Here is an 11,652-nt window from a genome sequence, read left to right on the forward strand (position 1 = left end):
GTCGTGAAGCGGATGTGCTGACCAGGCCGCGGCCGCGACCATGGCCGCATGAAACCCTTCCGCTTCGGCGTCGTCGCCGGCTACTCGCCGGACCTGACTTCGTGGACCGCCCAGGCCGAGCGGGTCGAGAAGCTCGGCTTCGACACCCTTCTCGCCACCGATCCCGTCGGTACCGCCGATCCCTTCGTCCTGCTCGGGGCCGCCGCCGCGGTCACCCTGGACCTCACCATCGGGACCTTCGTGCTCGCCGATCCCTTCCGGGACCCGAAAGCCCTCGGCTGGTCGGTCCAGACCCTGCACCAGCAGACCGGCGGCCGGTTCGAACTGGGACTCGGCGTCGGGCGTCCCGGGGCCGAAGCGCACACCGAAAGCCTCGGCCGTGAGTTCGGCGAACCGGGTGAGCGCATCACACGGATGGCGGAGACGATCGCCCACCTCAAGCGCGCGAGCGACCGGCCGCGGCTGGTGCTCGCCGGCGGCGGGCCGAAAATGCTGGCGCTCGCCGCGCAAGAAGCCGACACCGTCTCCTTCACCTGGAAGCCGACGACCACCGAAGCCGAGGCCGAGTCCATTGTGGATCGATTCCGTAAGCTTGCTGACGAACGGCTGCCGGACATCGACCTCGGGCTGAACCTGATGGCCATCGGGGACGAACCTTCGCCGGGAATCGCGCGGTGGGCCGGGGTCGACGTGCCCGAGCTCGCCGCGGGCGGGGCCGTCACCGTGCTGCCCGCTGATCCAGGTCAAGCGGCGGAAAGGCTTCTCGGCTGGCGGGAGCGGTGGGGGATTTCCTACGTCACGATCAACTCCGGCTACGCGGAACCGTTCGCCGCCATCGCGGAAGAGGTGCGGCTCGCAGGTGGGTGAGGGCCCTTCCGATCTTGCGAAGCTGGGCCTACGCTCCAATTTTCGTACTCGGGAGTGCTTCGGAGCGTTGTGATGACCGGTCAGCGAACACGCACCATCGACCGGGGGGAACAGGCGGAGCTGAGTCAGCTGCTCTCCGCCGGGCCGTTCGACGTGGCCCTGCGAGCGGCCATCCGGGCCCGCGGACTCGGGCTCGACCGGATCCGCTATCGCTTGCGCGGCAGGGGAACCACGGTCAGCCTGGCCACCCTCAGCCACTGGCAGTCCGGGCGGTGCCGGCCCGAACGGCCGGAATCGTTGGAGGCGTTGCGGAATCTCGAGGACATCCTGAACGTGCCGGACGGCTCGCTCAGCAAGCTCCTCGGCCCGCCCCGCGGCAGGACGCGTTTCCACCCGCAGGCACCACCGCTCAATTGAGCGGTACCAACGGAAAACCGCTCACCTGAGCGGATCACGTAGGCTCGCGGCATGCGAGCTGTGGTCATGGAGGAGTTCCGCGTCCCGCCGATCGTGCGGGACGTGCCGGAGCCGGTGGCCGCGCCGGGCGGCGTGGTGATCGAGGTCGACGCCACCGGCGTCTGCCGCAGCGACTGGCACACGTGGCAGGGCCATGACACCGCGGTGACACTGCCGCACGTAGCCGGGCACGAGCTGGCCGGCCGGATCGTCGCGCTCGGTGCGGGCGTGCGCGGCTGGGAGCTCGGCGCGCGCGTCACCGTGCCGTTCGTCTGCGCCTGCGGCACCTGTCCCCAGTGCGCCCGCGGCGACCAGCAGATCTGCGACCGCGAGTTCCAGCCCGGTGCCACCCACTGGGGTTCGTTCGCCGAGCGCGTCGCCATCGAGCACGCCGAGACGAACCTCGTCGCGCTGCCGGACTCGCTCGGCGCCGCCGAAGCCGCGGCGCTCGGCTGCCGGTTCGGGACGGCGTTCCGCGCGGTGCTGCGGCAGGGCCGGGTCGCCGCGGGGCAGTGGGTTTCGGTGTACGGCTGCGGCGGCGTCGGGATCTCCGCGGTGCTGCTGGCCGTCGCAGCAGGCGCGAAGGTCGTCGCCATCGACGTCTCGCCGGCCGCGCTGACACTGGCCGCGAAATCCGGTGCGGCCCTCACCGTCGACTCATCGGCCTTCGACGGCCCGGAAGCCGTCGCCGCGCACGTGCGCGAGCTGACCGGCGGCGGCACGCACGTCTCGCTCGACTGCCTCGGCGCGCCGTCGACCTGCGCGGCGTCGGTGGGCAGCCTCCGCAAGCGCGGCCGGCACGTCCAGGCCGGGCTGATGCCACCCGCGCAGGGCGTCGCGCCGATCCCGATGCACCGGGTCATCGGCGGCGAGCTCGAGCTGGTCGGCATCCACGGGCTCCAGGCCCACGAGTACCCGGAGCTGCTGCGCGTCGTCGAGACGGCGGGGATCGACCTCGCCGCGCTGATCGGCCGGCGGATCGGGCTCGACGACGTCCCGGCCGCGCTGGCCGCGATGAACGACCCGGTGCCGGCCCAGGCCGGCGTCACCGTCGTGACGTTTCGTGACTGACCCGCGGCGGCGAGGTCACGAGACCCGTTCGTAGCTGATCCACGCTGGCTTGTGACATTCGGGTGTGGGAATGTCTAGCCATGGTGGCCCAACGCGAGGGGAATCGGCCGCAGGAGCGTCCCGTTGGTCCGTTGGGACGTCTCCTGCGGCTGTATGCCACCGCGGGCGTGACGTTCCGCGGTCACCGTGTCGTGCCTTCGACGATCACCGAACGTGGCCGGCGGGAGTCTCCGGCACAATCGAGGTGATGGACGCCCTCCTCCCGCGCCCGCGCGGCGAACTCGCGCCCGGCGCCGTCCACGTGCCCGACTGGCTCGGCTTCGACGAACAGCGCGAGCTCGTCGCGGCCTGCCGCGGCTGGTCCGGCTACCGCCACACCCGGCTGCCCAACGGCGGTCTGATGTCGGTGAAGTCCGTCTGCCTGGGCTGGCACTGGTACCCGTACGGCTATTCGCGCACGACCGGCGAGGGCACGCCGGTGCTGCCGTTCCCGGACTGGCTCGGCGACCTCGGCCGCCGCGCGCTGGCGGACGCGCACGGCGAACCGGCCGAGGACTACGCGCCGGACGTCGCGCTGGTCAACTTCTATGACGCCACCGCGAAGATGGGGCTGCACCAGGACAAGGACGAGCGCAGCTTGGCGCCGGTGGTGTCCTTCAGCCTCGGCGACACGTGCGTGTTCCGCTTCGGCAACACCGAGACGCGCGGCCGGCCGTACACCGACGTCGAGCTCCACTCGGGCGACGTGTTCGTGTTCGGCGGCCCCTCCCGGCTCGCGTACCACGGCGTGCCCAAGACGCTGCCGGGCACGGCGGACCCGGCGCTCGGCCTGACCGGGCGGCTGAACATCACGCTGCGGGTGTCGGGCCTTTAATCCTCTGTGGACTCTTCTTCCGGTACCACGATCAATCGGACGGCCAGCGAGCGCGAGCCCGGCGGGTGGTGGCCCGGCTCGGTGGCGTACTTCCAGAGCAGGTTCTGGTACTCCTCGACGAACGACGTGATCTGTTCCTTCGTCAGGGTCAGGCCCGCGCGGTAGATCTGGTTCCAGCCCTGGCCGCTGTCGTAGCCCGCGTACGCCCGCGTGACCAGGCCGAGGTCGTGGCTCATCTTGAGCGCGCCGAGCTTCGTCGCGGCTTCGCGTTCGTCCGGCGTCATCTCGAGGCCGGGCGGGGTGTAGATGTCCTTCATCAGCGACTTCCACCAGCGTTCGCGGCCGGTGGAGCGCTCCTCGATCTCCGCGATCAGCTCGAGGTCGGCGAGCTTGCGGAGGTGATAGCTGGTCGTCCCGGTGCTCTCGCCGAGGGCCTTCGCGACGCTCGTCGAGTTCGCTTCGCCGTGTTTGCCCAGGTAGGACAGGATGTCGCGGCGCACGGGGTTGGCCAGGGCCTTGTAGAAGGCCTTGAGATCCGCGCCGGTGAGGACGCGCCGTTCGGGACGTTCGACCATGGCGGGAGCGTACTACAGAGGATGTTTGCAAAGAATCTCTGCAATCGCTACCGTGGCCGGCATGGGGATGCGAAGACTGTTGTGGGCGGCGGGGTTGTGCCTGCTGCCGTGGATCGTGGTCCTGGGGACGACGCTGCCGGACGGCTATCCGGCGCAGCACTGGCGGCTGGCCCGGACGGGCTTCGACGCGGCGGAGGCGGTCGGCCTGCTGGCCACGGCCTGGCTGCTCGGCCGCGACGACCCGCGGACGCCGTTCGCGGCGATCGGCACGGCGACGCTGCTGTTCGCCGACGCATGGTTCGACGTCGTGACGGCGGGGGACGACGTCGTGTTTTCGCTACTCATGGCCGGTCTGGAGGTGCCACTGGCGCTGGTGTGCCTGTCGGTCGCGGCCCCGCGGCCGGTGGCGCATGTCTGAGCTGAGCCCGCGCCTGCGCGACGAGATCGACGACCAGGTCGCCGAGGCCTTCGACGCCTACCTCGCCGATCGGCTGGCGGAGCCGGGGCCACTGCGGGCCAGGCGCTCGTGGCCGCTCTGGCTGGCGATCGTCCTCACGAACGTGGCGTGGCTGGTGGTCGTGAGCAGGTGATCGCGGGGACGGGTCCCCGGGCTCTCGTCGTAGGATCCGGACCCGGACCGGCGAACAGGGGAAAACACGGTGAGCGGTACCAGGGTGTTGGTGGCCGGGGCGAGCATCGCGGGGCCCGCGCTGGCCCATTGGCTGAGCCGGCGGGGAGCCGAGGTGACCGTGGTGGAGCGCGCTCCCGAGCTGCGCCCCGGCGGGCAGGCGGTGGATGCGCGCGGGGTGGCCAAGGAGGTCATCCGGCGGATGGGGCTGGACGCGGCGGTGCGCGCGGCCCGCACCGAGACCGCCGGCGCGCACACCGTGGACGCCAAGGGGAACGTGCTGGAGACCTTCAGTGCGGACGACGACGGCGGTGACGGGTACATCGCGGAGATCGAGATCCTGCGCGGTGACCTGTCCCGGGTGCTGCACGAGGACACCCGCGACGAGGTCGAGTACGTCTTCGACGACCGGATCGCCGAGCTCACCCAGGACGCCGACGGGGTCGACGTGGTCTTCGCGAGCGGCGACCGGCGGCGCTTCGACCTGGTGGTCGGCGCGGACGGGCTGCACTCGTCGCTGCGGGAGATGGTCTTCGGGCCGCGCGAGCGGTTCGTCCGCCACCTGGGATCCGTGCTGGCCTTCTACAGCGTGCCCAACGAATTCGGGCTGGAACGCTGGATGCTCGACCACCAGGAGGCCGGGCGCTCCGCCGGGTTGCGCCCCCTCCCGGACGCCACCCGGGCGATGGCCGTGCTGTCCTTCTCCGCGGCCGAGTTCGACGTCGACCACCGCGACGTCGAGGCCCAGAAGCGCCTGCTGCGCGAGCGGATGGCCGGCTTCGGCTGGCTGACCCCGCAGATCCTCGCGCACCTGGACGACACCCCGGACTTCTACCTGGACCAGATCGCCCAGGTCGTGCTGGACCGCTGGTCGAACGGCCGGGTGGTGCTGCTCGGCGACGCGGCGTTCAGCTCGTCACCACTGTCCGGCGGAGGCACCGGGCTGGCCCTGGTCGGCGCCTACCTGCTGGCCGGGGAGCTGGCCGCCACCGGGTGGGACCCGGCGGCCGGCTTCGCCGGCTACGAGCGGCTGATGCGTCCGTTCGTCGAGGCCAACCAGGAGATCGGCCGGTTGCACGCACAGATGCGCGGCGCCGAGCCGGACGCCGAGCCGAGCCCGGAGCCCGACATGGCGGCGATCACCGCGCTGGCCGAACGCGCGATCAACGGCGTCGAGCTGCCCGACTACGCGGAAGTGCCGGACTCCCGGGCCTAGACAGCGCGGAAGCTCACGGTCTGACCGGGACGCAGCTGGGCCGCGAGATCGAGGTCGTCCTCCTCGACGACCGCGATCACCGGGTAGCCGCCGGTCGTCGGGTGGTCCGCGTGGAACAGGATCGGCCGGCCCGACGGCGGTACCTGCAGCGACCCGGGGACGCACGCCTCGGACGGCAGCTCGTCGTGGCGGACCCGCTCGAGGGCCGGTCCGGTCAGCCGGATCCCGACGCGGTCCGAGTCCGGCGAAACCGTGTACACAGTGGACAACAGCTGATCCGGTGCAGCGAACCAGTCGCGACGCGGTCCCGGCGTGACGCGCAGGACCGGCGCGTCGGGCCAAGCCGCGCGCGGCGCCAGGTCGGCCACCGGGAACGCGCCGGGGGTGCCCACCGGCAGCAGCATCCCGGCGGCCAGCGGCGGCGGCCCCAGCTTGCCGAGCGTGTCGGTGGACCGCGAGCCGAGCACCGGCGTCACGTCGATCCCGCCGCGCACCGCGACATAACAACGCAGACCCGATGACGCCGTGCCCAGCGAAAGCTCGTCGCCCGGCCACAACGTCATCGGCGCGTTCATGCCGCCCGGCGACACCGGGCACAGCGCGCCGGTCACCGCCACCGTCGTGACGGCCGACGCGCGCAGCACCAGCCCGCCGAGCGTCACCTCCAAGGCCGCGGCGCCCGGTGCGTTCCCGACGAGCCGGTTGGCCAGCTGGAACGACCCGCGGTCCGCGGCGCCGGAGCGGCCGACGCCGAGCGCCGCGTGCCCGGGCCGGCCGAGGTCCTGCACCGTCGTCGTGAACCCCGGCCGCACGACTTCGAGCTTCACGCCGGCACCGCCTCGAACCGGACCTTCGTGCCCGGCGGCAGCAGGTTCGGCGGGTTGCGCTCGACGTCCCACACCGGCACGTCCGTGCGGCCGAGCAGCCGCCAGCCGCCCGGCGACGCGCTCGGGTACACCGCGCTGTACTCGCCGGCGATCGCCACCGACCCCGCCGGGATGCGCGTGCGGGGCGTCGACCGGCGCGAGACGTGCAGCGCCGCGTCCAACCCGGACAGGTACGCGAACCCCGGCGCGAACCCGCAGAACGCCGAGACGTACGAACCCCCGCTGTGCCGGGCGATCAGCGCCGAGACGCTCATGCCGGCCTCGGCCGCGACGTCGGCCAAGTCCTCGCCGTCGTACACCACGGGAACCACCACCTCGGCCGAAGAAGACACGGAACTGTCCACAGGGGACACAGTGCGCAGCGCGGCACCCAAGCGGCCCGCGTCCGTCACCGCCGGGTCGAAGCGGACCAGCAGCGTCCGGGCCGCCGGGACCAGCTCGACCAAGCCGTCCGGCGGCGACTGCTCCAGCGCCGCCTGGAACCCGAGCACGTCGTCGAGCTCCACCAGCACCGCGCGCCGCCCGCACGGCAGCAGCCGGACGGTCATCCGGTGAACGCGGCGAGCGGGACGTCCGCCGCGGCCAGGCCGTCGCGGATCCGGCGGGCCAGCTCGACCGCACCCGGGGTGTCCCCGTGCACGCACAGGGAATCCGGGCGCAGGTCGAGCTTGCCGCCGTCCGCCGTCACGACGCCGTCGCCGGTCGCCATCCCGACCGCGCGCTCGGCCACCGCCGCCGCGTCGTGCAGGACCGCGCCCGGCTGCTTGCGCGACACGAGTTTGCCTTCCGGGGTGTAGGCCCGGTCGGCGAACGCCTCCGCGTACGCCACCACGCCCGCTTTTTCCGCCTGCCGCTGCATTTCCGAGTCCGGCAGGCAGAGCAGCGCGAGCGCGGGGTCGTACCGGCGCAGGCCGTCGACGATCGCCGCGGCCTGCTCGACGTCCACCGCCGCGGTGTTGTACAACGCGCCGTGCGGCTTCACGTACGTCACGCGGCTGCCCGCCGCGCGGGCGAACGCGTCCAGTGCGCCGATCTGGTAGAGCACCTCGTCCGCCAGTTCGTCCGGCGCGATGTCGAGTGCGCGCCGGCCGAACCCGGCCAGGTCGTGGTAGCCGACGTGCGCCCCGATCGCGACGCCGCGCTCGGCCGCCAGCTCGCACACCCGCCGCATCACCGACGGGTCGCCCGCGTGGAAGCCGCACGCGACGTTCGCGCTGGTCACGATGTCCAGCATGGCTTCGTCGTCGCCCATCTTCCAGGCGCCGAAGCCCTCACCGAGATCGCTGTTCAGATCCATCTCATCCCACCCGGTATTCGCTGTCGTGGCGGTCGGTGATGAACATGTACCCCGGCGCGTGGGTGATCGCAAAGGGAGGCCGCGACGCCATCAGTGCCGCCTGCGGGGTGACCCCGCAGGCCCAGAACACCGGGACGTCACCCGGCCGCGCGTCCACGGGATCGCCGAAGTCCGGCCGGGAAAGGTCCTCGATCCCCAGCGCCCGCGGGTCGCCGACGTGCACGGGCGCGCCGTGCACGGCCGGCATCGCGCGGGTGATCCGGATGGCGTCGTCGACGCGGTCCTCCGGGATCTGCCGCATCGAAACGACCATCGGGCCGAACAGCCGCCCGGCGGGCTCGCACGGCCGGTTCGTCACGTACATCGCGACGTTGCGGCCCTGCTCGACGTGCCGCAGCGGGACGTCCTCGGCGGCCAGCGCCGTCTCGAACGTGAAGCTGCAGCCGATCGAGAAGGCGACCATGTCGCTGCGCCACAGGCCGGTCGCGTCGGCCACCTCGCCGGCCAGCACGCCGTTCTGCCAGATCCGGTAGCGCGGCAGGTCGGTGCGCAGGTCCGCGCCCTCGGCGAGCCGGGTGGCCGGGTCGCCGGGGTCGGTGACGTCGAGCACCGGGCACGGCTGCGGGTTGCGGGTGCAGAACAGCAGGACGTCGTAGGCCCAGTCCTCGGGCACGGCGATCAGGTTGGTCTGGGTGAAGCCATTGGCCCAGCCCGTGGTGGGGCGAGCGGTGCCGCGGCGGAACACCTCGCGCGCTTGCGCGGGAGTGAACGTGGCCGGTTCGTCCAAGGTCGTCATGAGTTCCCCCTCAGTCGACGAGTTCGATACCCCGGGTCTCGGGCAGTCCCAGCAAGGCGAGCACGGCGATGCCGTACCCCAGCGCGCCGAACACGATCGCGCCGCCCGCGCCCATGAAGCCGACCACGGTCGGGAAGATGGCGCCGACCGCACGGCCGAAGTTGTACGTGAAGCCTTGTCCCGTCCCGCGCAGCGACGTCGGGTACAGCTCCGCGAGGTACGCGCCGAAGCCGCTGAAGATGGCGGACATCGAGAAGCCGAGCGGGAAGCCCAGCACCAGCACGAGCCCGTTGGCGCCCTTGGGGATCTGCGTGTACGCGACGATCAGCGCGGCCGAGAGCAGCGCGAACGTCAGGAAGGTCTTCTTGCGCCCCATCAGGTCCGTGAGGTAGCCGCCGCAGACGTAGCCGACGAAGGCGCCGGTGATGAGGAACGCGAGGTACCCGCCGGTGCCGATCACGGTCAGCTCGCGCGTCTTCTTCAGGTAGGACGGCAGCCACGTCGAGATCGTGTAGTACCCGCCCTGGACGCCGGTGGCGAGCAGCGCGGCGAAGAACGTCGTGCGCAGCAGGTCGCCCTTGAAGATCCGGATGAGCGTGCCCTTCGGGCGTTCGGCCTTCAGGCGTTCCTCGGCGCGTGGGGCGTCCTTGACGCTCTTGCGCACCCACAGCACGAGTAGGGCCGGGATGACACCGGTCCAGAACATGATGCGCCAGGCCATGTCGTCGCTCGCGACGCTGAACACGACGGTGTAGACGACCACCGACAGGCCCCAGCCGACCGCCCACGCGCTCTGCACGAACGCCACGGTCCGGCCGCGGTAGCGGGCCGAGGAGTACTCCGCGACCAGTGCGGCGCCGGCCGCCCACTCACCGCCGAAGCCCAGGCCCTGCAGGGCGCGGAAGATCAGCAGCGTCTCGAAGTTCGGCGCGAACCCGCAGAGCACGGTGAAGATCGTGTACATCGCGATGGTGATCTGGAGCGTGCGGACGCGGCCGATCCGGTCGGCCAGCATGCCGGCCCCGACCCCGCCGATGGCCGAAACGACCAGCGTCGTCGTGCCGAGCAGGCCGGCTTCGCCGCTCGAAATGCCGAAGTAAACGGTGATCGCGGCCAGGCCGAGCGGCAGGGTCTGGTAGTCGAACGAGTCCAGGCCGTAGCCGCCGAACGCGCCCACGAAGGCGCGGCGTCCGCGTTTGCCGAGTGTGCGGAACCAGTCGAACGGCCGGGCCTCGGTTGCTGTGGCAGTCATGTCGGGCACCTCCTGGCCAGTGTCTCATCGTGGCGTACCTCACACAGTAGAGATCGTTGAACAATTCCACAAGACGGCAATTAGATCGTCCTCCGTGTGACGGGTACCATCGATGACGTGGTCATCGAAGACAGCGCAGTCCCGGGCCTGGAGGCCGACCGCGGCCTGGTCAGCCGCAAGAGCACGACCGAGCGGGTGGCCGGCGTCCTGCGCAAGCGCATCGCGGAAGGCTTCTTCCTGCCTGGTGGCCGGCTGTCGGAGCAGGACATCGGCAACGCACTCGGCGTCTCGCGCAACACGCTGCGAGAGGCGTTCCGGCTGCTCACGCACGAGCGGCTGCTGGCCCACGAGCTCAACCGCGGGGTCTTCGTCCGCATCCCGAGCGTCGACGACGTCGTCGACATCTACCGCGTCCGCAAGATCATCGAGTGCGCGGCGGTCCGCGGGGTGACGGCGAAGCCCGCCTCCTTCGCGCGGATCAAGGAGAAGGTCGAGATCGGCGACGAGGCCGCGCGCACCGGCAACTGGAAGGACCTCGGCACCGCGAACGTGTGGTTCCACCAGGAGCTGGCCGCGCTGTCGGGCAGCGAGCGCGTCAACGAGCTGGTCGGCAGGCTGACCGCCGAGCTGCGGCTGGTCTTCCACATCATGGCCGAGCCGCGCCGCTTCCACGAGCGCTACCTGCCGCGCAACCACGAGATCCTCGACCGCATCGAGGCCGGTGACGGGCCGGGCGCGGAGCAGCTGCTGATGAAGTACCTGGAGGACGCCGAGGAACAGCTGGTCGGCGCGTACGCCGACCGCGCCGACGCGGCCAGGGCGGCCAGCGCGGCGGAGTGACTACGCCCGGCGGCGCACCATCTCGGCGATCCAGCTCGGCGCGAACGGTGACGTGCAGTTCGGCGGGGTCGGGTAGTCCTTGAGCACCTCGAGCCGTTCACCGATTTCGATGGCGCGGGCGCGGTACCCGGGGTGCTCGATCCCGATCTGGGCCAGGCAGTGGTTCATCGCCCACTGCAGGCGCTCGGGCGCGTCCTTCATGTCCTTCTCGATGATGTCGAGCAGGCCGTCCAGGTCTTCGGGCTGCTTCGCGACGCGGTCGACGGTCAGCGCCCAGCCGGCGCTCGCGACCACGGGGTCCGGGTCGGCGAACCACTGTTGCCGGAGCTCCTCGGCGTGCGGGTTCTTCTTCACGACGTAGTTGACGAGCCAGTCGTGCACCTTGGGGGTGCGCGCGCTTCGCAGCATGGCGTCCAGCTCGTCGCGCTCGAACGCCTTCGGGCGGCAGAACAGGGTCGCCAGCAGCTTCGCCGTGGTGTCGTCGGTGGCCCAAAGCTCCCGCGCGAGGTCCTGCTGCGTCTTCAGCCGCTTCGCGACCGCGCGCAGCTTGCTCAGGTTCACGCCGTGGTCGTCGCCGTGTTTCTCGTTCACGGCGCGGACCCTCGGGTCCTCGAGCGTGGCCAGTTCGGCCAGCACGTCGTCCACTGTCGGTTCGGGCACGGCGGCCAGTCTACGGCTGCCCGATCGGGCATTCCGGCTTCCGGACTCCCCGAAACCGATCCCGGGTGGATAACCTCTGATCGGTTTCGCCGCCGGAGACCCCCAGCGGCCGGCGGAACCACACCGCTGCCGGGCCGGGGCCTCCCCAGTGCCACGGTCCGGCAGCCCAAGCCCGTAATGCACGACCTCAACCTGGCCGCCCGCTACGGCGACCACCTGATCGCGATGAAGGA

15 protein-coding genes are annotated in these 11,652 nt (G+C 71.4%); 8 read left to right on the plus strand and 7 right to left on the minus strand.

Annotated features, from left to right (window positions below; all coding sequences use genetic code 11):
* Positions 1–48: 48 nt before the first annotated feature.
* The 4 genes from AB0C38_RS39295 to AB0C38_RS39310 all read left to right on the plus strand — a co-directional run bounded on the left by AB0C38_RS39295 (position 49) and on the right by AB0C38_RS39310 (position 3,268).
* Positions 49–867, plus strand: a complete 819-nt coding sequence (locus AB0C38_RS39295) for an LLM class flavin-dependent oxidoreductase (RefSeq protein WP_360683005.1) — start codon at positions 49–51, stop codon at positions 865–867.
* 72 nt (positions 868–939) lie between these two features.
* Positions 940–1,284 carry a transcriptional regulator gene (locus tag AB0C38_RS39300; RefSeq protein ID WP_360683007.1) on the plus strand — a complete coding sequence of 115 codons (345 nt, stop codon included), beginning with the start codon at positions 940–942 and terminating at the stop codon, positions 1,282–1,284.
* Between the two features lie 51 nt (positions 1,285–1,335).
* Positions 1,336–2,394: an alcohol dehydrogenase catalytic domain-containing protein gene (locus AB0C38_RS39305; protein ID WP_360683009.1), complete on the plus strand. Its 1,059-nt coding sequence runs from the start codon at positions 1,336–1,338 to the stop codon at positions 2,392–2,394.
* 247 nt (positions 2,395–2,641) lie between these two features.
* Positions 2,642–3,268, plus strand: a complete 627-nt coding sequence (locus tag AB0C38_RS39310) for an alpha-ketoglutarate-dependent dioxygenase AlkB (RefSeq protein WP_360683011.1) — start codon at positions 2,642–2,644, stop codon at positions 3,266–3,268.
* Here the strand turns inward: AB0C38_RS39310 and AB0C38_RS39315 are convergent.
* Positions 3,265–3,843 carry a helix-turn-helix domain-containing protein gene (locus tag AB0C38_RS39315; protein ID WP_360683013.1) on the minus strand — a complete coding sequence of 193 codons (579 nt, stop codon included), beginning with the start codon at positions 3,841–3,843 and terminating at the stop codon, positions 3,265–3,267. The two genes, AB0C38_RS39310 and AB0C38_RS39315, sit on opposite strands and share 4 nt — an antisense overlap.
* Positions 3,844–3,904: 61 nt before the next feature.
* On the opposite strand from AB0C38_RS39315, the gene AB0C38_RS39320 reads away from it, so the two are divergent.
* From AB0C38_RS39320 to AB0C38_RS39330, 3 genes are all read left to right on the plus strand, one after another.
* On the plus strand, positions 3,905–4,261 hold the full coding sequence (locus tag AB0C38_RS39320; RefSeq protein WP_360683015.1) for a hypothetical protein: 357 nt from the start codon (positions 3,905–3,907) through the stop codon (positions 4,259–4,261).
* Complete coding sequence (locus AB0C38_RS39325) at positions 4,254–4,433, plus strand: hypothetical protein (RefSeq protein WP_360683017.1); 180 nt, start codon at positions 4,254–4,256, stop codon at positions 4,431–4,433. The genes AB0C38_RS39320 and AB0C38_RS39325 overlap by 8 nt, the downstream gene beginning before the upstream one ends.
* Before the next feature lie 69 nt (positions 4,434–4,502).
* Positions 4,503–5,687, plus strand: coding sequence for an FAD-dependent monooxygenase (locus AB0C38_RS39330; protein ID WP_360683019.1), 1,185 nt, complete (start codon positions 4,503–4,505; stop codon positions 5,685–5,687).
* On the opposite strand, the gene AB0C38_RS39335 is transcribed toward AB0C38_RS39330, so the two are convergent.
* From AB0C38_RS39335 to AB0C38_RS39355, 5 genes are read right to left on the minus strand one after another with little or no spacing between them, the layout of a single operon-like run.
* Positions 5,684–6,514, minus strand: a complete 831-nt coding sequence (locus AB0C38_RS39335; protein WP_360683021.1) for a biotin-dependent carboxyltransferase family protein — start codon at positions 6,512–6,514, stop codon at positions 5,684–5,686. The genes AB0C38_RS39330 and AB0C38_RS39335 overlap by 4 nt on opposite strands.
* Positions 6,511–7,122, minus strand: coding sequence for an allophanate hydrolase subunit 1 (locus AB0C38_RS39340; protein WP_360683023.1), 612 nt, complete (start codon positions 7,120–7,122; stop codon positions 6,511–6,513). Before AB0C38_RS39340 ends, AB0C38_RS39335 begins: the two co-directional genes overlap by 4 nt.
* The gene (locus AB0C38_RS39345) at positions 7,119–7,871 is read right to left on the minus strand and encodes a 5-oxoprolinase subunit PxpA (RefSeq protein ID WP_360683025.1); all 753 of its coding nucleotides are present in this window, start codon (positions 7,869–7,871) and stop codon (positions 7,119–7,121) included. The genes AB0C38_RS39340 and AB0C38_RS39345 overlap by 4 nt, the downstream gene beginning before the upstream one ends.
* A 1-nt stretch (position 7,872) precedes the next feature.
* A complete protein-coding gene (locus AB0C38_RS39350) occupies positions 7,873–8,667 on the minus strand; it encodes a putative hydro-lyase (protein WP_360683027.1) in 795 nt (264 codons plus the stop codon).
* A 10-nt stretch (positions 8,668–8,677) separates the two neighbouring features.
* Positions 8,678–9,919, minus strand: coding sequence for an MFS transporter (locus tag AB0C38_RS39355; protein WP_360683029.1), 1,242 nt, complete (start codon positions 9,917–9,919; stop codon positions 8,678–8,680).
* A 117-nt stretch (positions 9,920–10,036) separates the two neighbouring features.
* Between AB0C38_RS39355 and AB0C38_RS39360 the strand changes: the two genes are divergently transcribed.
* The gene (locus AB0C38_RS39360) at positions 10,037–10,759 is read left to right on the plus strand and encodes a GntR family transcriptional regulator (protein WP_360683031.1); all 723 of its coding nucleotides are present in this window, start codon (positions 10,037–10,039) and stop codon (positions 10,757–10,759) included.
* Here AB0C38_RS39360 and AB0C38_RS39365 read toward each other — a convergent pair whose 3' ends face one another.
* Entirely contained in the window at positions 10,760–11,419 is a 660-nt protein-coding gene (locus tag AB0C38_RS39365) for a DNA alkylation repair protein (RefSeq protein ID WP_360683033.1), read from the minus strand. It lies immediately after the preceding gene.
* Positions 11,420–11,652 lie beyond the last annotated feature (233 nt).

Origin of the sequence: Amycolatopsis sp. NPDC048633 (assembly GCF_040650695.1) — a bacterium.
Taxonomy (GTDB): Bacteria; Actinomycetota; Actinomycetes; order Mycobacteriales; family Pseudonocardiaceae; genus Amycolatopsis.